Source organism: Vibrio sp. Y29_XK_CS5 (genome assembly GCF_024181835.1).
Lineage (GTDB): Bacteria > Pseudomonadota > Gammaproteobacteria > Enterobacterales > Vibrionaceae > Vibrio > Vibrio harveyi.
On sequence record NZ_JAMZAM010000006.1, the window covers coordinates 1 to 24,522 of the forward strand.

At 46.1% G+C, this 24,522-nt stretch carries 22 protein-coding genes; 4 read left to right on the forward strand and 18 right to left on the reverse strand.

Features of this window, described 5'->3' with window-relative positions:
• Positions 1–1,176: 1,176 nt before the first annotated feature.
• From NL647_RS20690 to dnaQ, 4 genes are all read right to left on the reverse strand, one after another.
• Positions 1,177–1,569, reverse strand: coding sequence for a DUF1353 domain-containing protein (locus NL647_RS20690; RefSeq protein ID WP_253650639.1), 393 nt, complete (start codon positions 1,567–1,569; stop codon positions 1,177–1,179).
• Positions 1,570–1,610: 41 nt separating this feature from the next.
• Complete coding sequence (locus NL647_RS20695) at positions 1,611–2,117, reverse strand: nucleotidyltransferase domain-containing protein (RefSeq protein WP_005446134.1); 507 nt, start codon at positions 2,115–2,117, stop codon at positions 1,611–1,613.
• A gap of 474 nt (positions 2,118–2,591) precedes the next feature.
• Positions 2,592–3,842 carry a TIGR03503 family protein gene (locus NL647_RS20700; RefSeq protein ID WP_009698629.1) on the reverse strand — a complete coding sequence of 417 codons (1,251 nt, stop codon included), beginning with the start codon at positions 3,840–3,842 and terminating at the stop codon, positions 2,592–2,594.
• A gap of 11 nt (positions 3,843–3,853) precedes the next feature.
• Positions 3,854–4,573 carry a DNA polymerase III subunit epsilon gene (gene dnaQ, locus NL647_RS20705; RefSeq protein WP_038899081.1) on the reverse strand — a complete coding sequence of 240 codons (720 nt, stop codon included), beginning with the start codon at positions 4,571–4,573 and terminating at the stop codon, positions 3,854–3,856.
• 58 nt (positions 4,574–4,631) lie between these two features.
• Between dnaQ and rnhA the strand changes: the two genes are divergently transcribed.
• Positions 4,632–5,096: a ribonuclease HI gene (rnhA, locus tag NL647_RS20710; RefSeq protein ID WP_005446139.1), complete on the forward strand. Its 465-nt coding sequence runs from the start codon at positions 4,632–4,634 to the stop codon at positions 5,094–5,096.
• On the opposite strand, the gene NL647_RS20715 is transcribed toward rnhA, so the two are convergent.
• Entirely contained in the window at positions 5,093–5,848 is a 756-nt protein-coding gene (locus NL647_RS20715) for a class I SAM-dependent methyltransferase (protein ID WP_005446141.1), read from the reverse strand. The two genes, rnhA and NL647_RS20715, sit on opposite strands and share 4 nt — an antisense overlap.
• Positions 5,849–5,887: 39 nt before the next feature.
• On the opposite strand from NL647_RS20715, the gene gloB reads away from it, so the two are divergent.
• The 3 genes from gloB (at position 5,888) to NL647_RS20730 (ending at position 9,168) form a co-directional block, all read left to right on the forward strand.
• On the forward strand, positions 5,888–6,646 hold the full coding sequence (gloB, locus tag NL647_RS20720) for a hydroxyacylglutathione hydrolase (RefSeq protein WP_009703865.1): 759 nt from the start codon (positions 5,888–5,890) through the stop codon (positions 6,644–6,646).
• 252 nt (positions 6,647–6,898) lie between these two features.
• Entirely contained in the window at positions 6,899–8,485 is a 1,587-nt protein-coding gene (locus NL647_RS20725) for a LysM peptidoglycan-binding domain-containing protein (protein WP_005446145.1), read from the forward strand.
• Complete coding sequence (locus tag NL647_RS20730) at positions 8,482–9,168, forward strand: YIP1 family protein (RefSeq protein WP_253650640.1); 687 nt, start codon at positions 8,482–8,484, stop codon at positions 9,166–9,168. Before NL647_RS20725 ends, NL647_RS20730 begins: the two co-directional genes overlap by 4 nt.
• Before the next feature lie 23 nt (positions 9,169–9,191).
• Here NL647_RS20730 and NL647_RS20735 read toward each other — a convergent pair whose 3' ends face one another.
• The 13 genes from NL647_RS20735 to bamA form a co-directional block, all read right to left on the reverse strand.
• A complete protein-coding gene (locus NL647_RS20735; protein ID WP_009703867.1) occupies positions 9,192–10,043 on the reverse strand; it encodes an endonuclease/exonuclease/phosphatase family protein in 852 nt (283 codons plus the stop codon).
• 230 nt (positions 10,044–10,273) lie between these two features.
• Positions 10,274–10,612 (reverse strand): nitrogen regulatory protein P-II, encoded by a 339-nt coding sequence (gene glnB / locus NL647_RS20740; RefSeq protein WP_005436810.1) that lies wholly within the window; start codon positions 10,610–10,612, stop codon positions 10,274–10,276.
• A 219-nt stretch (positions 10,613–10,831) separates the two neighbouring features.
• On the reverse strand, positions 10,832–11,146 hold the full coding sequence (locus NL647_RS20745) for a cytochrome c (protein WP_005446152.1): 315 nt from the start codon (positions 11,144–11,146) through the stop codon (positions 10,832–10,834).
• A gap of 61 nt (positions 11,147–11,207) precedes the next feature.
• Complete coding sequence (gene tilS / locus NL647_RS20750) at positions 11,208–12,539, reverse strand: tRNA lysidine(34) synthetase TilS (protein ID WP_253650641.1); 1,332 nt, start codon at positions 12,537–12,539, stop codon at positions 11,208–11,210.
• Between the two features lie 87 nt (positions 12,540–12,626).
• On the reverse strand, positions 12,627–13,586 hold the full coding sequence (gene accA, locus NL647_RS20755; RefSeq protein ID WP_005446156.1) for an acetyl-CoA carboxylase carboxyl transferase subunit alpha: 960 nt from the start codon (positions 13,584–13,586) through the stop codon (positions 12,627–12,629).
• A 47-nt stretch (positions 13,587–13,633) separates the two neighbouring features.
• Positions 13,634–17,113: a DNA polymerase III subunit alpha gene (gene dnaE / locus NL647_RS20760; RefSeq protein WP_253650642.1), complete on the reverse strand. Its 3,480-nt coding sequence runs from the start codon at positions 17,111–17,113 to the stop codon at positions 13,634–13,636.
• 92 nt (positions 17,114–17,205) lie between these two features.
• Positions 17,206–17,844, reverse strand: a complete 639-nt coding sequence (gene rnhB / locus NL647_RS20765) for a ribonuclease HII (RefSeq protein ID WP_253650643.1) — start codon at positions 17,842–17,844, stop codon at positions 17,206–17,208.
• Positions 17,845–17,853: 9 nt separating this feature from the next.
• A complete protein-coding gene (lpxB, locus tag NL647_RS20770; RefSeq protein WP_009698636.1) occupies positions 17,854–18,993 on the reverse strand; it encodes a lipid-A-disaccharide synthase in 1,140 nt (379 codons plus the stop codon).
• Between the two features lie 137 nt (positions 18,994–19,130).
• Positions 19,131–19,919, reverse strand: a complete 789-nt coding sequence (lpxA, locus tag NL647_RS20775; RefSeq protein WP_005446164.1) for an acyl-ACP--UDP-N-acetylglucosamine O-acyltransferase — start codon at positions 19,917–19,919, stop codon at positions 19,131–19,133.
• A 1-nt stretch (position 19,920) separates the two neighbouring features.
• Positions 19,921–20,373, reverse strand: a complete 453-nt coding sequence (gene fabZ, locus NL647_RS20780; protein ID WP_005430234.1) for a 3-hydroxyacyl-ACP dehydratase FabZ — start codon at positions 20,371–20,373, stop codon at positions 19,921–19,923.
• Positions 20,374–20,546: 173 nt separating this feature from the next.
• Positions 20,547–21,578, reverse strand: a complete 1,032-nt coding sequence (gene lpxD / locus NL647_RS20785) for a UDP-3-O-(3-hydroxymyristoyl)glucosamine N-acyltransferase (RefSeq protein WP_253650644.1) — start codon at positions 21,576–21,578, stop codon at positions 20,547–20,549.
• Between the two features lie 6 nt (positions 21,579–21,584).
• Positions 21,585–22,094, reverse strand: coding sequence for an OmpH family outer membrane protein (locus NL647_RS20790; protein ID WP_005446168.1), 510 nt, complete (start codon positions 22,092–22,094; stop codon positions 21,585–21,587).
• A 13-nt stretch (positions 22,095–22,107) separates the two neighbouring features.
• Entirely contained in the window at positions 22,108–24,522 is a 2,415-nt protein-coding gene (bamA, locus tag NL647_RS20795; protein ID WP_005446169.1) for an outer membrane protein assembly factor BamA, read from the reverse strand.

Here is a 24,522-nt window from a genome sequence, read left to right on the forward strand (position 1 = left end):
GTGACTACACGCACAGTGTTCCTAGATTTCCGTCATTCTGAACAGTGAGGAACGAACGTGATTCAGAATCTACTTTCCACGCGTTCCTTAGATAAGGACGCCCCAAGGTCCTAGAACGCTGGTAGCAGATTCTTAGTCTCGCTGGAGCTCGCTAGAATGACGGTTTACTTTGAGTTATCAAGTGACTGCACGCACAGTGTTCCTAGATTTCCGTCATTCTGAACAGTGAGGAACGAACGTGATTCAGAATCTACTTTCCACGTGCTCCTTAGATGAGGACGCCCCAAAGCCCTAGAGCGCTGATAGCAGATTCTTAGTCTCGCTGAAGCTCGCTAGAATGACGCTTTACTCTGAGTTATCAAGTGACTACACGCACAGTGTTCCTAGATTTCCGTCATTCTGAACAGTGAGGAACGAACGTGATTCAGAATCTACTTTCCACGCGTTCCTTAGATAAGGACGCCCCAAGGTCCTAGAACGCTGATAGCGGATTCTTAGTCTCGCTGGAGCTCGCTAGAATGACGGCTTACTTTGAGTTATCAAGTGACTACACGCACAGTGTTCCTAGGTTTTCGTCATTCTGAACAGTGAGGAACGAACATGATTCAGAATCTACTTTCAACGTGTTCCTTAGATAAGGACGCCCCAAAGCCCTAGAGCGCTGATAGCAGATTCTTAGTCTCGCTGGAGCTCGCTAGAATGACGGCTTACTTTGAGTTATCAAGTGACTACACGCACAGTGTACCTAGGTTTTCGTCATTCTGAACAGTGAGGAACGAACGTGATTCAGAATCTACTTTCCACGTGTTCCTTAGATAATGACGTCCCAAAGTCCTAGAGTGCTGATAGCAGATTCTTAGTCTCACTGGAACTCGCTAGAATGACGGTTTACTTTGAGTTATCAAGTGACTGCACGCACAGTGTTCCTAGGTTTTCGTCATTCTGAATAGTGATGAACGAACGTGATTCAGAATCTACTTTCCACGTGTTCCTTAGATAATGACGCCCCAAAGCCATAGAGCGCTGATAGCAGATTCTTAGTCTCGTTGAAGCTCGCTAGAATGACGGTTTACTTTGAGTTATCAAGTGACTGCACGCACAGTGTTCCTAGATTTCCGTCATTCTGAACAGTGAGGAACGAACGTGATTCAGAATCTACTTACCAAGAGAGCCTAGCTAGACAGATAAAAGATCCGGTTTGGAAAAACATCCACCAAACACTCTGACTCCGTAATAGATGTAGGAAGCCCTAAAGTTCGACATGCCGTGTTCGAGACATATTTGACGTAGAAGCCTATCCACTTGCTCTCGACTGCTTTGCGGCAATACTTCCACCCTCATGAGCTGGTACAACGCGTCATGCACCAAAGACGCCTTGAGGATGTTTTGAGTATCAATCGCTGCGCCACTCGCTCCATCCCATGAGTAACCTTTCTTAATCGTCAGCACCCCTTGCTCGGATAGGCTGAGAAACAGGCTGTCAAAAGGCTGCGCGAGGGCGATACCGGTTTCAATCTGTTCTTCGGAATGAAGGTTATATTTGTACGTCCGACGTTTTTTGTACTTCATAAACACCTCCTAGTCACCAAGCGGCTTGTAAGACACTATACCTAGAGCTTGTCTGCGAGTTTCTTGAGGTAGTTTTTTGCCAACTCATTGTTGTCGCGACTCAGCCATTTTATACAGTCAAACAGCTCCCAAATCAGACCTTGGTCTCCACTTGTATAAACGGGAAAATCTTCGTGCTTTGGGGCTGGCTCATCGGTTACTAACTCATCGATGATATCAGCTTTATCGAATAGAACTTTGAAGGGTCTTGAAAGTTGGAAAGGTTCATTAAGATCCAAGCAATGAATCTCTGCACTGGTCAGATCGTTAAAGATGTACTTTTTAAAGCAAGCATTCTCATTGTGATCGCCTTCAAGACGATAGAAGATCTCTTTGCCTTCCTCAAACAGAGCAAAGCAAGGTGTGACATTTTTATGGAAGTTATTTTTGGTAAACACGATAACATCCGCATCCGATACACGATCCCCTTTTCCTGAAGACAATGAGCCAAGCAATACTGCGGCTACCACCTCTTCTTCGTGCACAAAGGCGTTGCATGCAGATTCCACTAGCGCTCTTTGCAAAGGTAAATGATCTAGATTTAATAATTTGATTGTCACAGCTAAAGTCCTCAATTTAAACGCAGCACACAATGTAAATATCAGTTTTTAAACCAAAGTACACCCAAGTGACTTCAAGATACAGGATTCAGAGCGTTGTCATTGATTCGAGAGTAAGGAAAACAACGCAGTATAATAGCCAGCTCTTTCCAAGTTGTTTGGTGCAGCCATTGGTTTAATAAAAAAGCGAGTTCATGACACACTCTCAAAGGGCACTCTTTACAAATAGTAAGGGCCTTGGCTTGTATACTTTGTTGCCGATTCTTGATTTAGAATCAAGATCTTTAAATCGCCGCAGCGTCTACACATCAACTCATTCTCGCTGAACCCGAGTATCTGAGTTACTTGGGTATAAAGCTCTAGTAAGACGATCTAACAAAAACGGAGCCAATCGGCTCCGTTCTATAATCTCATTTCTTTGCCCTACTTCTTAGGGACTTCCAATTGCATCTCTGGCATAGCTTGACGCTTGGCTTTTACCTTGCTCCATATGATCCAGAATAGCACCACTAGAATCAGTGCGATGACGTTTCCGATACCTATGATGATCATGCTGCGCTTACGTTCCGCTTCGCGCTCAGCAATGATGCGTTTTTCCATTTCAATACGACGCTGCTCAGCGAGTTCCGCCTCTTTCGCAACACGAGCCGCTTCAAGATCCACCTCTTCAACAACACTAAATGACTGTTCTTTGATTGGGAAGACTAATGAACGCTTAGTCGCTAAGTCAGTTGCAAACACCTCACCGTGCCATGAGTATTTACCTAGCTCTGGATCGTTGTCCATTTTGAGCGTGGTTTTCGTGCCATCAGCCGACACTTGACCTTGGCTATAACTGATAAAACCATCGGGCGCTTCCTGCTCAATGTTCACCGCAATAGAGCCCGGAGTGATCATGCCTTGTTCACCACTGACCACCAGCTGATGCGGTTGGTCTGCATGACGTGATTGAATAAAGGTGCGCGTAATTGGCGATGGATAGACCAGCACGATTTGTTCTTGCGCTCTCAGGAAAACCCCGTTACCTGATGTAATGCGTGCGCGGTACTTACCCGGCTCAACATCAATTGGTAGCTGAACCGTAAATACACCATCACCTGCTTTTTCATCCAAACCACGACCATCATCGGCAAACTCACCGATCACCATAGGTACTGGTCGTGCTTCTTTGATCAGTTCGTCTTCATTCTCAACAAATTTGGTGAAGGTGACGCGCAGATTGACGCGGTCTAGAAAATCTCTCAATACCAACGGTTGATCGTCTGAGGTTAAACGCGCGGTGAACTTAAGCGCCTCACTGTGGTAAAGGCGATTAGGGAACACATCGGTACTCAGCTTGAGATGTGAAATCAGACGGATGTTGTTTTTAGGAGTGACCTTACCCACAGCCTGCCAAGGACCTGGCATTGGATTATCAATCGATATGATGTCCAGAGAAGGCTCTTGGTACCAACGCACATTGTCGTAGGTACCCCATGCATAATATTTTTTGCCATCAGGACGGACAAGAACAACGGGCTGAGAGCTCTGTTCGCGATAAACCAGAAAGGTAATTTGTTCGATGGTTGGGTCGACACGAAATCGGTTATCTAACAAAGACATGGCGGACTCGCTCGCAGAAAACGCGAAACAACTCCAGAACGCTAAAATAGCGACTGACAAAGCCCTCAACATAGTCTCTCCTATTACTGCCAAATACTGTCGTTCACCAGTTCCAATCTTTTCTGGTGTGCTTCTACTTCATCGGCAGTTGCACGCAAAACCTTTAGCGCTTTTCTTCCTTCAACACGACGAATACCTTCTGCACCGCCGTCACTCTTGTTAGCGTTGAATTCTAGGCTTGTTTGTCCACCAGTCATCAGTAGGTAAACGTCAGCTAGAATCTCCGCATCGAGCAATGCCCCGTGGAGCGTACGGTGTGAGTTATCAATGCCGTAACGTTCACACAAAACGTCGAGGTTGTTTCGTTTGCCTGGGAAGATTTTCTTCGCCATGGCAAGGGTATCAGTCACCTTACAGAAGTCATCCGTTTTACCGATCGTCGGATCGAGCATTTCAAACTCGTAATCCATAAAGCCGGTATCGAAGGGCGCGTTGTGGGCAACCAACTCGGCACCTTTGATGAAATCTAAAAACTCTTGGTGGACATTTGCATAGTCCGGCTTGTCGACAAGAAACTCATCGGTGATACCGTGTACTTCAATTGCATCTGGCTGAATGTCACGGTCCGGTTTTAGGTAAACGTGGAAGTGACGACCAGTTAGCTTACGGTTGATGATTTCCACGGCACCGATCTCAATAATGCGGTGACCCATGTAGTGCGGGCCGCCTTCGAGGTTCATACCCGTGGTTTCGGTATCGAGTACGACAATACGATTATGTTCAGAATTGCTGCTGGTATTCATAAGGTTATGTGTGTCAGACTATGCTTTATTAAATGTTTCGGCTAATAGTACCAAAAATATGACCAAACACGTTGAGATTTTCACTGATGGATCTTGTTTAGGCAATCCTGGTCCAGGTGGTTACGGCATTGTTCTGCGTTACAAACAAACAGAAAAGACGCTAGCAAAAGGCTACACATTGACGACCAACAACCGTATGGAAATGTTGGCAGCAGTAGTGGCACTTCAAACATTAAAAGAGCCATGCCAAGTAACATTAACAACGGATAGCCAGTACGTGCGCCAAGGCATTACGCAATGGATACACAACTGGAAAAAACGTGGCTGGAAGACCGCAGATAAAAAGCCGGTAAAGAACGCCGATCTATGGCAAGCACTCGATAAAGAAACCGCTCGCCACCAAGTAGATTGGCACTGGGTGAAAGGTCATGCGGGTCATCGTGAAAACGAAATCTGTGATGAGCTAGCACGCGCAGCCGCAGAAAACCCAACCGAAGAAGATACAGGGTACCAAGCGTCTTAGTTTTTACCGCTTGAGACCTTTTTCACTGCACTGCCCTCTCTGTTCATCACGCCCAGTGGTGTTAACTTTCTCTTCAAGCGCCAATGCGGCTTGATCGGTTTGAGAGGGTACGTTCGTTTACGAGCAACGATATAGTACAAACTTCCTGCCGGTGATGCCCAATCGCCTAAGCTATTTTCTAGCCACGTCCACATAGTTTTGTAACGCGTCATAGGAAACAGCGCGTAACGGTCACAATGAATCACTTGATAGTTCAATACACCTAACCAGTCTTTGATACGGTTGGCGGTGAACATACGTCCGCTCCATGGTAAGTTGTTTCTGCGCCAAGGCAACAAACTTGCTACACCAGTGAGACTGATCGGATTAAACCCCGTAATAATAAGATAACCATCATCCATCATGACGCGGTCAACTTCACGTAGCAACCGATGGGGATCACTTGCATAGTCAAGCTGATGAGCCAGCACAACAACATCAAAGCTTTTCTCTAAAAAGGGTAATTCGTAACCATCTGCGATGACATTATGCAACGGGTTCTGGATATCTACGTTGACTTGGTGTTGAATGTTACAACTACAGCTGGTTAGCTCACAGCTCAAGCCACCCAATTTCAACATGTGGTAACCGAACAGCTTCGGACACCACTCATCAAGGCGGGTTTGGATTGACTCAAGTACCCATGGACCATTGTTCATTTCTGACCAAGTCGACGGGTGCTGTAAAGTTTTGTTGCTGAGTGCTGGTTTCATTAACCACCTGACTATTAAAAGGGTGACGGAGAACGAATCGTGTTAGAGATCAAAAGCATACCCGCATTTAATGATAATTACATCTGGCTGATACAAAATAGCGACAAGCGTTGTGCGGTGGTCGATCCGGGCGATGCTAAGCCAGTGTTAGAATATTTGCAGGCTAACGAGTTAACTTTAGAAGCGATCTTAATTACGCACCACCACAACGATCACATTGGTGGCGTTCCAGATTTAGTTCATGCTTTTCCACATGTTTCTGTGGTAGGCCCAAAAGCGGAGCCTATTCCAACTTTAACCAATGCGATGGAAGAAGGCGACAAACTAGAGTTGTTTGGCGAAATCTTTATGGTACTTGGCTTACCAGGTCACACTCTGGGTCACATTGGCTATGTCGGTGACGGTAAGCTTTTCTGCGGCGATGTGTTGTTCTCAGCTGGTTGCGGTCGCATTTTTGAAGGCACACCAGAGCAAATGTTCGAATCCCTAAGTAAGCTTTCCAAGCTTCCTGAAGAAACCGAGGTATTCTCCGCTCATGAATACACCGCAAGTAACGTAGCATTTGCCCTTGCCGTTGAGCCGGATAATGAACACTTGCGCCAGTACCGCGACGACGTAAATCGCCTACGTGGGCTGAACATTCCAACTCTCCCGACAACGCTGCGTAAAGAGAAACTCATTAACCCATTCCTTCGTGCGACCAACGCGGAAGTTATTCAATCCGTCGCAAACCGTATTGAAAATAGCGATCCATGCTCGGTTTTTACAGCTCTACGTGAGTGGAAGAACGAATTTTAACCAATTTCTGCTTGTAAACTTGCTCGACGCAAGTATTATCGTGAGCTGATTTTCATAGAAGCGCCTCTGGCGCTTCTATTGCGTTTAGGGGCTGATATAAAGCAGTTTGTATTTCACCCAAACGCATACAGTAGCGGCTATGTGCCCTACTTTTAGTTAGTGTTACAAGATGTCTATTATCTTGCGACTGCCACGCACCTTAGCTGCGCGACAGGCAGGAGAAGATAAACAGGCCCTAAATAGGCTGAATCCATGCGTTTAAAGTACAGTTGGGCGTTGGCGTTATTACTTTCTGGCTGTCAATTGACTCAGTCAGATTCAACAAACACTCCAGCACCAGAAACCAATAAGTCCGAGCAAGCAGTAAAACAAGATGCAGCTCAAACGGACTCCGAGAAAAAGCAATCAATAGCAAAGAAATCTGCTAAAGAGACCCCAAAAGCCCTTTCTCCTCAGGAACAAAAAGATGTATGGCGACGTATCGGCATGCAACTTGAGATGGACATCCCAGACAACAAGAAAATTGCTTACTACCGCACATGGTATTTGAAGCACCCTAGCCACCTGCGCACCGTTTCAGAACGTGCACAGCCGTTTTTGTACATGATTACAAAACGCATCGAAGAACGTGGACTGCCAATGGAGTTGGCGCTTCTGCCTGTGGTAGAGAGCTCGTTTGATGCATTTGCATACTCTCATGGCAGCGCAGCAGGGCTTTGGCAGTTCGTGCCTGGTACGGGTAAAATGATGGGACTAGAGCAAAACTACTGGTACGACGGTCGTCGCGACGTGTACGCGTCAACTAATGCTGCACTCGATTACCTAGAGCAACAAAGCAAGCGCTTTGATGGTAACTGGGATCATGCTATCGCGGCGTACAACAGTGGTGGTGGTCGTGTATCAAGTGCCATTCGTAAGAACAAAAAGCTTGGTAAGCCAACAGACTTCTTCTCTTTGGATCTTCCAAAGGAGACAAGCAGTTACGTTCCTAAGCTCCTTGCTCTTGCCGACATCGTCGCTAACCAAGATAAGTACGGCATCGAGATCCCACCGATCCCAAACAAACCAGTACTGACACTTGTTGATCCGAAAGAGCAACTCGATCTTGCGATTGCTGCTGATTACGCAGGCATTGGCGTAAAAGAGCTACAAGGTTACAACCCTGCTTACAACCAATGGTCTACCGCCCCAGAAGGACCACATCAACTTCTTATTCCTATTGAGAAAAAGGATCAGTTCCTTGCCCAAGTGAAAAAGAACCGTGGTAAAGGGGTTAAAGTAGCACGCTACAAAGTGAAGTCTGGTGACTCACTCAGCGTGCTCGCTCAAAAGTACGGCACGACAACGAAAGTTATCCAACGTGCTAATGGTTTATCAAACAACAATATCCGCGTTGGTCAGTACCTGATGATCCCAACGTCAACAAAAGACGATTCTAAGTACGCTTTAAGTGCTGAAAATCGCCTCAACAAAATGCAATCTCAAGCTCGTGGTCAATACAAATTGACGCACACCGTCCAATCTGGCGAGAGCTTGTGGTCTATCGCGCGTGAGAACAAGGTCTCTCATAAATCCCTAGCGAAATGGAACGGTATGGGACCAAAAGACACACTGCGCGTCGGTCAAAAACTGGTGATTTGGAAGAACTCAGACAAAGGTGCGGTAATTCGCACTGTGTTCTACAACGTACGCTCAGGCGACACCATCAGTGGTATTGCAAGCAAGTTTAAGGTGAAGAGTAACGACATCGTGAAATGGAATTCTCTTCAAAAGCAGAAGTACCTGAAACCAGGTCAGAAGCTTAAGTTGTATGTTGACGTAACTAAGGTAAGTGTATGAACCCATCGAGTAACCCGCTTGTAATGTTGTTGGATATTTTCCGATCTCCAACATCGTGCTTCTTGGCGCTGTATCAGCGTGGAGGCTGGGGGTGGCAACCGTTCATCTTCTTGATGATCAGCCCATTCCTGTTTTGGGGTGCCTATTTCTCGAATGTGGATTTCACTTGGTTGAGTGAACAATTAACCGCTCAGTTCCAACAGATCGATCCTAAGCAGATTGAACTGTTGGAGCCGAACACGCTGATGGCAAGTGCCATTATCAATGACGTGTTTAACCGTTTTGCAACGCTACTTCTACTGTCGCTTTGGTTCCTTCTAGCGACAAAAGCGAGCAAACAACAATACGGTTACTGGAAATGGTTTGCCGCTTCAAGCGCAATTCTATTCCCTGCTGTACTGGGTGACATCGCCAGCTACGCGAGCCTACTTTTGAAACACGGTGAAGTGATGACTTACGCTGCAGACCTAAACAGTCTTAACGGTCTGTTGAAACTGCCGTTAACCAACGAATGGTCACATTTTGCAAGCTCACTACCGCTATTGCTGCCTTGGTACATTGTATTAGGTTATGGCGTGGTTCTAACTTGGACTGAGTTTGAACGCGGACAGGCTCTTGTGATTTCGAGCCTGCCTTGGATTGCATTCTACATGATTTGGGCACTGTACATCGTTGTTACTTAAGTCCTCAAACGGACTTAACGCTGTCAGCGCTCATCGTTGAGCGTAAATGACACCAACAGTGGATTATGATCGGAAGCGTCGCTCTGCGGCGCTTTCGCATTTTTGAGGGTCAGACCACGATAAAAGACATGGTCAAGTGGCAATCCCGTAATGAATTGAGTTCGATCATCTTGGTTAAACTTAGCCTCTTGAAGATGCGCTTTTTGTAACGCCTTTTTCATCGCAGCGACACGTTCTTCACTCCAGCTATTAAAATCCCCAGCAAACAGAATTGGACCTTGGTGCTCCTTCAATACCATCTCTAACGCAGACAACTGCGATGTGTATTCTTCTGTGCCCACGGTAAAGTTAATTGCATGAATGTTCACGACTGCCAAAGTTTGACCATTGCTCAGTTGATATTTGCTGTACAGCGCAGATTTCGGCAAACGCAGCCACGGCTCTTTCGATGTATACGCACAAGCTCGGATTGGCGCTTGCTGAGCAATGCTAATCACACCAGCACCGCTGCCCAATGCTTTGAACGCACTGACTTGATTACTCACCCAATGCCCTTCTACCAACCAATTCTTAAACTCATCCGTTAAGCTCGCTTCTTGTAGAAGCAACAGTTGTTTATTGGCAGAAAACGCATCCAATGCTTGTTGCCAGTTATCACGGTTCTGTTTATAGATATTCCACACCAAGACATTTAATTCACCGTCCTTATCGAGCGCTTGCGGTTTATCAAACTCCATACAACGGATGTTTTGAGTAATATTCGCCCCTGTTTGAGTAATAATTTGCGGCTGTTCTGGCACGGTGAAAATGACCTGAAAGCTCACAAATCCAGCGATAATGAGAAAAACTAACGCAAAAGCAAAACGCTGATACATAAACCTACCTAAACACAAAAATGTCACATATATACCCGAGTGGCTTCAAGATGCAGAATTCAGAACGTTGCCACGCCTGCAAACCAGGTCACTTTCGTTGAACTACGCATCTCGAGGTTACTTGGATATAAAATGCGAATAATAAAAAAGGAGCCATGCGCGGCTCCCTTTTAGCTTACTCAAATTTTCACCACATAATGAAGTGAAATCTTAATTCTATCTCGACGGAGTTAGATTGCGTCTTCGTCTTCTTCACCTGTACGGATACGTACTACGCGTTCTACGTCGGTCACGAAGATCTTACCATCACCAATCTTGCCCGTTTGCGCTGTTTCGATGATAGTTTCTACGCACTTGTCTGCAACGTCTTCAGTCACAACGATTTCTAGCTTCACTTTAGGCAGAAAATCCACCATGTACTCTGCACCACGGTACAACTCAGTGTGCCCTTTTTGGCGACCAAAGCCTTTCACTTCAGAGACGGTCATCCCTGTAATGCCTACTTCAGCCAATGCTTCTCGAACATCATCCAATTTGAATGGCTTGATAATCGCTTCAATCTTTTTCATGTTCATCCCTTAAGCTTCAATCGTTTGCGCATATTATCGGTTAGCGTCCCACAACATTCAATCCTTGTTATTACCAAGCGACTGAAAATCCTGACACTGATGGAGTTTATTTGACGAAGAACGCAACAAAATACAAAGTGACTGAGACCATACGTTGTGTTCGTCAATAGTAAAAAGCCAGAGCAAAAACTCTGGCTTAACGTAACTTATTGTTCGTACCTATTTTAAGCTAGCATAGTATGCCGCCAAGTTCGCAATATCCTCGTCAGAGAGCAAGTTCGCTTGTGCTTGCATCACAGGCGCAAGACCACCGGTACGTTGACCCGCTTTATACGCTTTGATCGAGCTTTCAATGTATTGCTCGTTCTGCCCTTTCAGATTTGGATAACCCGGAATCACCGCGATACCATCCGCGCCATGACAAGCGGCACACACAGCAGCTTTCGCTTGTCCTGCCGCTGCATCTCCAGCAGCCAGTGCTTGCCCACTCAACATGGTTAGCGCCACCATTGCGCCCATGATTGTTTTCTTCATTGCTTCACCTAATCGTTTTTATTTAAGTATCTGTTTTTTATATTCGATATTGTGGCATGAATTACAACGACTTGCGCCAGATAAGTTCACAGTCTTGACCACTGAAAGCCTGATCAACAAACAAATCTCCAACGGCGACTACCTGATTTTGGTACATCAAAATCGGAATTTGACGACGTAGCCAACTTGGCACATTGTACTCTTGAAACAACTTTTTCAGCTTACGACTGTGATTCCGCGTGGTTGGGTGCGCAGAAAGCCCCTCTGGATTAAACGTCACTCTGAGCAGATCTGGCTGAGACGGTAACGCTATTGTCGCGTTATCTGAGCTTGTGCTTAGCGTCAACTCTCCTAAATGTTCAGGCAGTACCAATCGTGTGTCGAGCTGAATTTCGCTGTGCCATGTTGTGACATCGACACTTTCTTTCACCCAGTAAAGACGATGTTGAAAGCGGCGCACTTCGCCTTGTTTGAGCTTGAGCTTTGGGTTGGCATCTTGTTGCGCCAAAGCGACTTCACTCCAAATCAGATTGAGTTGCACCTGCGTCGGCATGTTGACTGCAAGCTTTGCTAGCCACATTCGGATAAGCCTTGCCCGCGCGAGTTCACTGTGTTCATTGAGTGCTTCAATACTCACGCTGAGATCAGTTTGCAAAACACGCTCAAATGCCGCTCCTAGCAGTTCATCCAACAAGGCTTCTTGTTGCGCGCATAAACTCGCACTGCGCTGAACGGCTTGATGGACACTCGGCCAACGTTCAGATAACTCAGGCACAATTCGATGACGGAGGAAGTTACGGTCGTAACGAATATCTTGGTTACTTTCGTCTTCTACCCAGTCCAGTTTTTGCTCTCTGGCTGCCGCTTCGATTTGCTCTCGCTTAACGGTCAGCAACGGACGAACTAATATGCCACCAGCAAACGGCATGCTTTCAGCCATTGCTGATAACCCCTTTGGTCCACTGCCTCGTTTAAGTGCTAACAAGAAGGTTTCCACTTGGTCATCGGCATGTTGCCCTGTCAGCAATAAGTCACCCATTTGGATATGCTTTTCTAAGGCTTGGTAACGAGCTTCACGTGCCAACAACTCGATACTTTCACCGCTGTTGATGTCTAACTCAACCCGTTCAACAGTGCATGGAATGTTCACATGTTTTGCCCATAGCAAGCATTTGTCTGCCCAATCATCGGCATTCGAACTTAAACCATGATGAACGTATACCGCCTGACACCTGAGTAACTTAGATTCAGTTGAGTTCACTTGCTGATAACGACTGAGCAGCTCAAGTAGCAGACGCGAATCAACCCCGCCGCTAAACGCCAAGACAATCTTTGTATCTGGTTGAAAATAGCGGTCGAGAACTTGAGCAAAATGCGAGTAAAGCGATTCCATAAGCCATCCGATAGAAACAAAAAAGGGTTAGGCATATGCCCAACCCTTTCTATTTTATCTGTTATCTTGCGAGATATCAGCTAGCGCTTAGCAGTAACCGTAGTTCATTAGACGTTGGTAACGACGCTCTAGTAGCGTTTCGTGGTCTAGTTGCTCAAGGTCTTCTAGCTGACGAAGCAAGTTAGCTTTCATGTTTGCAGCCATTTGAACGTGGTCGCGGTGCGCGCCACCTAGCGGCTCTTCAATGATTTCGTCAATAAGCTCAAGCTCTTTTAGGCGCGGAGCTGTTAGACCCATTGCTTCTGCTGCTTGAGGCGCTTTGTCTGAATCACGCCATAGAATTGAAGCACAACCTTCCGGAGAGATTACTGAATACGTTGAGTACTGAAGCATGTTTACGTAGTCACCAACACCAATAGCGAGTGCACCACCAGAACCGCCTTCACCAACAACGTTACAGATTACTGGTACTTTAAGACCAGACATCACTTTAAGGTTCTTCGCGATAGCTTCTGATTGACCACGCTCTTCAGCGCCAACACCTGGGTATGCACCTGCTGTGTCGATGAAAGTGATGATTGGCATGTTGAAACGCTCAGCCATTTCCATCAAACGCAGTGCTTTACGGTAACCTTCAGGCTTTGGCATACCAAAGTTACGTTTTACTTTTTCTTTGGTTTCACGACCTTTTTGGTGACCAATGATCATCACAGGACGACCTTCAAGACGAGCAATACCACCAACGATCGCTTTGTCGTCTGCGAACGCGCGGTCACCCGCAAGCTCATCAAACTCTTCGAAGACGTGCTGAATGTAATCTAGCGTGTATGGACGTAAAGGGTGACGAGCCAGTTGAGCTGTTTCCCATGCACCTAGGTCGCTGAAGGTTTTCTTCTTAAGCTCTAGGCTCTTCTTCTCAAGCTGTTCGATTTCTTTATCAAGGTCAATTGCAGAATCACCACCGTGACGAGATACGTCACGTAGCGCTTCAATTTTCGCTTCTAGTTCTGCAATTGGCTTTTCAAATTCAAGAAAGTTTAGGCTCATCTATGAATCCTTTTTGACTCAGCGTCTTACGTATTGCGCTGAATTTTTTAGTTAAATTCGAGTTCTACTTGGCTCTTACCAAGTAACTGTTTTAAATCGTCTAGTAATGTATCACTTGGCGTTACTCGCCATTCGGTGCCCAATGTTAACCGCGCTCTGGCGTCGGCACGCTGGTAGTATACATTGACAGGTACGGTTCCGGCTTTGTGCGGTTCTAAAATACGAGTAAATTGCTCAAAGAATTTATCGTTAATCTGTTTAGCATCAATTGATACTGACAAACCACGTGCATATTTCTCACGCGCAGTACCCAGATCCATAACTTCACGCGCCGACATTTTAAGGCCACCGTTGAAGTCATCAAAGCTGACCTGTCCAGAAACAACCAAAATTTTATCTTTTTCGAGAAGTTCTGCATACCTATCAAGCGCATCCGAGAACAACATCACCTCCATTCGACCACTTCGGTCGTCCAGAGTCATGATACCGATTCGTGTACCGCGCTTGGTTGTCATTACACGAGCTGCAATCACCAAACCCGCGACTGTCACGGATTGATCACGACGAGTTGGGGTTGCGTCTTTTAGTCGACAACTAACGTACTTATTTAGTTCCTTTATGTATGCGTTAACTGGGTGTCCGGTCAAATATAAACCGAGCGTCTCACGTTCACCCTCTAACCATACTTTCTCTGACCATGCTGGCACTTGAGTATATTTGTGCTCCACCTCTTCCGGAGCATCGGTCAATACACCGAACATATCCGTTTGACCAAATGCTTCCGCTTGGTGGTGTTGGCTTGCCGCTTTCACCGCGTCATTAAGCGATGCCATTAGTGCCGCACGGTGTGGACCCAGTCTATCGAGTGCGCCTGCGTAAATCAGCTTTTCGATGACACGTTTGTTGACCTTTTTCAGGTCGATTCGCGCACAAAAATCAAATAGGTCGATGAAGTGACCGCCTTTGTTGCGCGCTTCCAAGATCGCATCGATTGGACCTTCACCCACACCTTTAATCGCGCCGATGCCATAAACAATCGCGCCATTCTCGTCTACGTTAAAGCGATACAAGCCGGCATTGATGTCAGGCGGAAGCACGGTGAGCTTCATGCGGAAACATTCGTCTACTAAGCCAACCACTTTCTCAGTGTTATCCATATCGGCAGTCATTACCGCTGCCATGAATTCCGCTGGATAGTGCATCTTCAGCCATAGCGTTTGGTACGAAACTAGTGCGTAGGCTGCCGAGTGAGATTTGTTAAAGCCGTAACCCGCGAACTTCTCTACCAAGTCGAAGATCTTCATCGCCAACTCGCCATCGACGCCGTTGGCAATTGCCCCCTCTTCGAAGGTAGCACGCTGTTTCGCCATCTCTTCCGGTTTTTTCTTACCCATCGCACGACGAAGCATGTCCGCACCACCAAGGGTGTAGCCAGACAGTACCTGTGCGATCTGCATTACCTGTTCTTGATACAGGATGATGCCGTAAGTCGGATCCAGAATCTCTTTAAGCGATTCGTGTTGCCACTTTTCATCAGGATAAGAGATCGCCTCACGACCGTGCTTACGGTCGATAAAGTTATCTACCATGCCCGATTGAAGCGGTCCTGGGCGGAACAGTGCCACCAATGCGATGATGTCTTCAAAACAGTCCGGTTGCAGACGTTTAATCAGCTCTTTCATACCGCGCGATTCAAGCTGGAATACCGCAGTGGTTTCTGAGTTTTGCAGCAAACGGAATGACGCCGCATCATCCAGTGGAATTGATTCGATGCGAACAGGATCTTTGCCTTCACGTTCTAGACGCGGGTTAATCAGACCCAACGCCCAGTCGATGATGGTTAAGGTACGCAGACCCAAGAAGTCAAACTTAACCAGACCAGCGGTTTCAACGTCGTTCTTATCGAACTGAGTAACTGGGAAGTGACCTTCCGAGTCAGCATAAATCGGGGCGAAGTCTGTAATTGTGGTTGGTGAGATTACAACACCACCCGCGTGCTTACCGGCGTTACGTGTACAACCTTCTAGGATGCGACACATATCGATCAGTTCTTTAACTTCTTCGTCAGCATCATACAACTCAGGCAGTGCTGGCTCAGCTTTAAACGCTTTCTCCAGAGTCATACCCGGGTCAGGCGGTACCAGTTTGGAGATGCGGTCTACAAAACCAAACGGATGCCCCAGTACACGACCTACGTCGCGAATTACCGCTTTTGCCGCCATGGTACCGAAGGTGATGATCTGTGATACCGCATCACGACCGTACATTTCTGCTACGTGATCAATTACTTGGTCACGTTTATCCATACAGAAGTCGACGTCAAAATCGGGCATGGATACACGTTCTGGGTTCAAGAAACGTTCGAATAGAAGGTCATATTCTAACGGATCAAGATCGGTGATTTTTAATGCGTATGCCACCAAAGAACCAGCACCCGAACCACGACCCGGACCTACAGGAATCGCGTTGTCTTTCGACCACTGAATGAACTCCATTACGATCAAGAAGTAACCTGGGAATCCCATTTGGTTGATTACGTCGAGTTCGATTTGTAGACGGTCATCGTATTCAGGACGACGTTGCTTGCGCTCTTCCTCATCTGGGAATAGGAACTCTAGACGCTCTTCCAGACCTTCACGAGACTTCATGACCAAGAAATCAGTCTCTTCCATACCCTCGGTTGGGAAAGCTGGGAGGAAGTATTCGCCAAGACGTACTGTGACGTTACAGCGCTTGGCAATTTCGACACTGTTTTCTAGTGCTTCCGGAATGTCGGCAAACAGCTCGCACATTTCCTCTTCAGTACGCAGGTATTGTTCTGGGCTGTAATTCTTTGGACGGCGCGGATCTTCTAGTGTGTAACCGTCATGGATCGCAACGCGAATTTCATGAGCGTCAAATAAATCTTCGCTGAGAAAGACTACTTCGTTGGTCGCGACTACTGGCAATTGCGTTTCTTCTGCCAATTCGATGGCAAAGTGCAGGTAAGTCTCTTCGTCGGAACGACCAGTACGAACCAGCTCTAAATAGAAACGGTCTGGGAAATATTCTTGGTAGAACGCTACACAGCTTTCCACCACTTTGCGGTTACCCTTAAGTAACGCTTTACCAATTTCACCATTTTTCGCGCCAGATAATACGATCACACCTTCTGACAGCTCGGCTAACCAAGCTTTATCAATCACAGGTTGGTGTTGTACGTGACCACGAAGGTAGGCTTTAGAGATCAATAAGGTCAGGTTTTTGTAACCTTCGTTATCTGCAGCCAATAGGGTCAGTTGCGTCAGTTCCTCACCAAACTCATCCGATTGCATTTTGAAATCTGCGCCGATGATTGGTTTCACACCACTGCCGTGCGCAGTGCCGTAGTATTTCACCAAACCACATAGGTTAGTGAAATCGGTCAACGCCATTGCTGGCATGCCGAGCTCGGCGACTTTCTTAACGAGCGGTGGAACTTTGTTGATACCATCCACCATCGAGAAATCACTGTGGATTCGAAGGTGAATGAACTTAGGATCTGACATTAACAGGTACCGTAAAACTAAATCTTGTTTGGGATTCTAACCTAAAGCGGGCATGGTTTATAACACCGATATGCCCGTTATACCACTTTGGCTTATTCTTCGATGCCGAGCGCTTTCTTTACTGGTTTGAAGCTCTTACGATGCTCACTGATCACACCGTGTTGTTCAATTGCTTCAAAGTGCGCTTTGGTTGGGTAACCTTTGTGCTTAGCAAAACCAAATTGTGGGTATTGCTTGTCTAACTCTTCCATTTCTTGGTCACGAACGACTTTCGCAATGATAGAAGCAGCACTGATTTCAGCAACACGCAAATCGCCCTTCACGACGGCTTGCGAGTCCATCGGAAGTTGCGGGCAACGGTTGCCGTCGATAAGAGCTAAGTCTGGCTGCACTTCCAAACCAGCGATCGCACGTTTCATAGCAACCATCGTCGCTTGCAGGATGTTTAGCTCGTCAATTTCTTCTGGAGAGCAGCGCCCTACTGACCAAGCCAACGCTTTCTCTTTGATTTCTGGCAGCAGCGCCATGCGTTTTTTCTCGCTCAGTTTTTTAGAATCGTTCAAACCCTCAATTGGGTTATTCGGATCTAAGATCACTGCCGCAGTCACGACATCGCCAACCAAAGGACCGCGTCCTACCTCATCAACACCGGCAACCAATTGATAGCCTTGTGGATATTCAAACGGTGGTAGTTCAACTTTGGTTTTGGTCGCTTTTGGTTTAACAGCCATGATAAATCTCTATTTTTCAATCAGTTTTAGAACCGCATTTGCGGCTTGTTGGTCCGCATCTTTACGGATCCAGTGGTGCATTTCGGTGAACTTATCCAACATTTCTTGGTTGTCACTTTCTAGCAAGCGAGACACTTCGTTGAATAAATTATCCGGTGTGCAATCCTCTTGCAGATATTCTTTGACCAATTCGGTATCAGCCAAAATATTCGGTAGCGATACGTATTTAGTCTTCAGCAATCGTTTAGCAAGAAATGCCGTCATAGCGTTCACACGGTAACCCACCACCATCGGACGCTTAAGTAACATGCATTCTAAGGCCACGGTACCGGAAGCCAACATCACCGCGTCTGAAGCCGTAATTACGTTACGCGCTGTATCATCCACCAACTTAAAGTCCAATTCTGGAGCGTATTCTTTCCACGCTTGTTCGAATTGCTCACGACGTTTTTGATTTACTAACGCAACGACAAAACCAAGATCTGGGAATTTCTGATGGAGTTTTTTACACGTTTCAATGAAGGGTTGAGAGAGCATTTTCAGCTCACTACCACGACTCCCCGGAAGCACCGCTAGCCATTGCTTATCTTGTTCTAGACCCAATAGCTCGCGAGCAGGCGCTTTGTCTGATTGCAGTGGAATCGCATCTGCAAGAGTATGACCAATGAATTCACAAGGTACATTGAATTTGTCGTAGAACGCTTTTTCAAACGGAAGGAATGCCAGCACTAGATTGGTTGCTGCTTCAATTTTGAAAATACGCTTCTGACGCCAAGCCCAAACTGAAGGGCTCACGTAATGCACGGTTTTTATCCCTGCATTTTTCAAATCCAGTTCAACACGCAAGTTAAAATCTGGTGCATCGATACCAATAAAGACATCTGGCGGGTTATCAGTAAAGTACTTAACAAGCTCAGCTTTGACTTTTAGCAGTCTTGGTAAGCGTCCTAGAACTTCTACTAAGCCCATTACAGCAAGCTCTTCCATATCGAAGAGAGACTCACAACCTTGAGCGATCATCTTTGGACCGCCAATACCAACGAACTCCGCGTCAGGGTATTGTTGTTTCACCGCTTTGATAAAGCCTTCACCTAGCGTGTCGCCAGACAGTTCTCCGGCAATGATGCCGATACGTAATGGTCTTTCCATATCTACTTCGCTATTTTTCCTGTGCGCTATGGATAACGGTTTACACTTTCTCTCACACAAACCGTTATCCATAAAACACAAAAAGACCGCAGCCCTGCTTGGGCGCGATCTTTTCTATTTAACCGCTCACTCGTTGATTAACGAATGATGCCACGTTCCGTCGTTTCCAGAATGTCTGAGAAACGTTTCACTGCTGGCCACTCTTGTGCCATTTCAGCTAGGATTGGTTTTACTTCTTCCAGAGTCTTACCTGAACGGTAGATTTCTTTATACGCTTTCTGTAGTGCACGAATCTCTGGTTTTTCAAAACCATTACGCTTCAAGCCAACCAAGTTCAAACCAAATGGCGTCGCATGGTTACCTTGCGCGAGTACGTAAGCTGGTACGTCTTGAACAACGGCAGAACAGCCGCCAACGTAAGCATAAGCACCAACAGTACAGAACGGATGAATCGCAGAAAGTGCCATAACACCAGCATGATCATCAACCGTTACGTGACCACCAAGGATCGCGTTGTTGCCAATGTGAGTGTGGTTACCTACGATAACATCGTGTGCGATGTGAGCGTTAACACACAGCAGGTTATCATCACCAATCACTGTTGTTGCTTTATCTTGAACCGTACCACGGTGAATTTGAACCGCTTCACGAATCACGTTGCGGTCACCAATAACCACTGTTGTATCTTCGCCACCGTACTTCTTGTCTTGGTTCTCTTCACCAATCACAGCATGTGGAAAAATGCGGTTATCTTTACCAATTTTGGTGTGGCCTTTGATCACTACGTGAGACATCACTTCAGTGCCTTCACCAATCTCCACCGTAGAGGTGATGTAAGTGAAAGGACCAACGGTCACGTTAGCGCCAATTTTCGCGCCTTCTTCTACCACCGCTGCTGGGTGGATTTTAGCGGTTTCATGAATCATATTAAAACTCTCGACGAGCACACTTCAGCTCAGCTGAACATACCACTTCGCCGTCAACTTTTGCTACACCGCTAAATGCAGCAATGCCACGGCGCTCTTTCAGAAATTCTACTTCAATAATCATTTGATCGCCTGGTACTACTGGCTTACGGAACTTAGCACCGTCTACACTTGCGAAGTAGTACAGTTCGTTTTCCGTTGGTGCACCAAATGATTTAAATGCAAGTAGGCCTGTCGCCTGAGCCATCGCTTCCAAGATCAATACGCCTGGGAATACTGGTAGCTGTGGAAAGTGACCTGTAAACTGAGGTTCGTTAACCGACACGTTTTTAATTGCGTGAAGGTACTTCTCTTCTTGGAAGTCAATCACACGGTCGATCAATAAGAATGGGTAGCGATGAGGTAGTAGCTCTTGAATTTCAGAGATGTTCATCGTTTTCTTTTCAGTAGTCAAAGTCGTCTTCCTATATCAATTCTCAACAACCAAGATGGCAAGGCAGCGGCAAATGCCACTTATTCAGGAATTGCCTGCAAAGTGTATACCAGCTTGGTGATAAATCTACTTATAGCGCGTCATTATAGAAGAAAAAGACCCGCATTTCGCGAGTCTTTGTTCAGAATGTGGAACTAAGATTCTTCTTTCTGTTCCAGCTGCTTTTCAACAGCTTTCAGGCGTTTGTTCATCTCGTCAATACGGTGAACTCGAGTCGCCGTTTTACGCCACTCTCGGTTGGTTTGCAGCGGAATGCCTGATGAGTACAGACCTTTCTCTTCGATACTGCGCATCACCATGCCCATACCGGTGATAGCTACGCCATCTGCAATCGTGATGTGACCATTAAGAACCGACGCGCCGCCGATCTGACAGTACTTACCAATTTTCGTACTGCCCGCCACAATAGTACCACCTGGCATCACAGTACCATATCCGATCTGCACGTTATGAGCGATTTGAAGTTGGTTATCAAGAACTACGTTGTCTTCGATGATGGTGTCTTCTAGCGCACCACGGTCAATAGTGGTACATGCACCGATCTCGACACGGTTACCGATACGCACAGAACCCAGTTGAGGAATCTTGATCCATTCGCCTTTGTCATTTGCATAACCGAAACCATCAGAGCCAATGACTGTACCAGATTGAACTAGACAATCATCACCCAACGATACTTCATGATAGATCGTCACATTAGCCCAAAGCTTAGTATTGTTACCTAGCTTTGCGTTTTTACCGATAAAGCAACCAGCGCCAACACTTACGTTGTCGCCTAGTTCTACACCCGTTTCAATCACTGCGTTAGCACCGATTGTCACGTCAGTACCCATCTTTACATCCGCTGCGATCACTGCACTTGGTGCAATCTCATCAGCGGGCTTTGGCGTGGTGTCCATCGCTTGAACAACACGAGCGAAAGCAATGTAAGGGTCAGCAACAACCAGAGCGTTACCCGCGCACTGGTCTTTGTGTTCTGGTTTCACCATTACCACAGTTGCTTGGCACTCAGATAGGTGTTTCGCGTATTTTGGGTTAGACAAGAAGGTCACATCGCCTTCTTGTGCTTTATCCATTGGAGCTACGCGGTTTACAACGAGAGACTCGTCACCAAATAGCTCACCCCCGGTAATTGTTGCCAACTCGGCTAATGTCAATTTCTTCATAACTTCTTATTTTAGAGCTTTAATTACGTCTTCAGAGATGTTGTATTCTGGCTTACCGTACTGAAGCGAAGAGATGTCGATAACTAGGTCGTAACCTTTTTTCTCTGCTACTTTCTTCACTGCGTCTTGGATAGTTTTGAATAGTTTTGCTTTCTCTTCAGCTTCGCGACGTGCACTTGCTTTCTCAAGCGCTTGTGCTTTCACTTTGTATTCGCTGTCTAGTTTAGCGATATCAATACGCAGTTTTTCGATCTCTTCTTGACCTAGAAGCTCGCCGTCACGCTGCAGTTTTTCAATCTTTGTCTTAGCTTGCGCTTGGATTGATTTCAGCTCATCAGCTTTGCTCTTAAAGTCTTTCTGCATTTTTTGTAGAACTACTTCACGTTGAGGAAGTGCTTGGAAAACTTGAGCAGTGTTGATGTAGCCAATTTTCTGAGCAGCTTCTGCCGCGTTTGCAAACATTGAAGAGCTAAGTACAAGAAGGCCAATGCCTGCCGCTTTGATCATTTTATTCAAAATATTTTCCTCTTTAGAAGGTTCTACCGATAGTGAACGTGAAGAACTCTTCATCGTCGCCATCAAATTTCTTAATTGGTTTCGCTAGTGAGAATACTAGTGGTCCCATTGGAGACATCCATTGCAACGCCGCACCATAAGATGAACGGTAGTTGGTTGGATCTGAGTAATCGTAGTAGTAACGGTCGCCGTATTCAGCACCAGAACTGCGGTAATCGAATTCCGTATCCCAAACACTTGCCATATCAAAGAAGATACTGGTACGAATTTGGTTACGAACTTCATCCGAAGCAAATGGGGTTGGTACGATCAACTCGATACTTGCAAGCGCTACCGCGTTACCACCAACAGAATCATCTGTTGCGGTGTCAGCACCGTTGTTTGAGCCTGAGTAATCACGGTAAACCGCTTTCGGACCTACTGAGTTAGAGCCGAAACCACGTAGTGTTGTAAAACCACCTGCGTAGTAGTTTTCGTAGAATGGGAACAAGTTATCGTTGCCATCCGTTTGACCATAACCGTTACCATAACCTAGACGACCACGGAACAAGAGCGTGAACTCATGCTTCTTGGTTAATGGCACGTATTGACGAACATCATACTGCATCTTGAAGTATTGAACGTCAGAGCCAGGTACGGTCATCTTGTAGAATGCACGTTGGTGGTTACCTGCTGTCGGGAAGTAACCGCGGTTCAGGTTGTTACGTGTCCACGAGATGTTGAAGTCAAAGTCATTAGTATTCAATGCGCCGCTAGAATCAATGTTGTCAGCTTGCGCTTGTAGGAACTGTTCTACCTGTAGGTAAGGTGACAAGTTACCGATCTTGTTGTGGGTGTAACCAACACCGAACTCAAAGCGGTTCAGTTCGTCAAATGGGAAGCCCCATGTCAAACTTGCACCATAGCTTTGGTTGGTATAGTCAACGATACCCGCTTCAGATGCTTCGAACTCATCGTAGAAGATCTTACCACCCAAACTTACACCATCTAGGTTCCAGTATGGGTCACGGTAGTCCAAGCTCACGTTTTTCTGGTAGTCGTTCATCATCGCGTTAATACCAACGCGGTTACCACTACCAATAAAGTTGTCTTGTTGTAGACCAACTTGGAAGCTCACGCCTGATTCAGTACCGTAACCTACACCGAAGTTTACGCTGCCTGAGTTAGCCTCTTTTACGGTATAAACAAGATCAACTTGGTCATCGCTGCCAGGTACACGGACCGTTTGAACCTCTACATTTTCGAAATAGCCAAGACGGTTTAGACGCGTTTTACCCGTTTCGATAGATTTCGAGTTTAGCCAGCTACCTTCCATCTGACGCATTTCACGACGCAATACTTCATCTTTCGTCGAGTTGTTACCCGTAAAGCGAATATCTCGTACATAAATACGGTTGCCTGGGTCAACGTTCACAATCAAAGAAACTTGCTTGTTCTCGTCATCAAACTCAGGGATGGTATTGACTTGTGGGTAAGCGTAACCAGATTCACCAAGTACGCGCTTAATGCCTTCTTCCATCGAAGTCACACGAGAACCATTGTATGTCTCGTTATCTTCAAATGGCACAAGCTTTTCGAATTCCGCCTCTTCACCAATCAGGTTGCCACGGAATTTTACGTCCTTAACGGTGTAAACGTCGCCTTCTTCAAGACCAAGTGTAATGTATACGCCTTTTTTGTCAGGAGAAATCGCCACTTGTGTCGAATCAACGTTAAATTTCAGGTAACCACGGTCTAGGTAGTAAGACTTCAGAGCTTCGATATCACCAGCAAGCACTTGCTTTTGGTATTTTTCGTCCGCTAGGAAGTTCCACCATGGCACATCAACATTTAGGTTGAAACGAGAAAGAAGTTCTTCGTCAGAAAAGACTTCATTGCCGATAAAGTTGATTTGTTGAATTTTCGCCGAAACACCTTCGGTGAAGACGAATTTCAAGTCAGAACGGTTACGAGGCAATGGAGTAACAACCGCTTTTACCGTTGCGTTGTATTTACCAACACTGTAGTAAAAGTCTTCCAAACCTTTTTCGATGTTGCTTAGCGTTGTACGGTCAAGCGCTTCACCTTCACGAACACCAGAAGCATTAAGGTTTTCTTGTAGCTGCTCGTCCTTGATTGCTTTGTTACCCGAGAATGAGATGCTCGCAATAGTTGGACGTTCTTTCACTTGAACAACCAGAACATCACCATCACGCAGTACTTTTACATCTTCGAAGTTACCCGATGCGTACAATGCACGAATGATCTCTGCAACATCGCCTTGGTCAACGGTGTCACCGACACGTACAGGCATTTTCAGCAACGCGGCACCTAGTGCGACGCGCTGCAATCCATCGATTTCAATATCTTTAACTACAAAGTTCTCTGCTCCATTTGCAGATACACTGGTCGCCAGTAAACTTGCAAACAGAATTCGCTTAATCGCCAT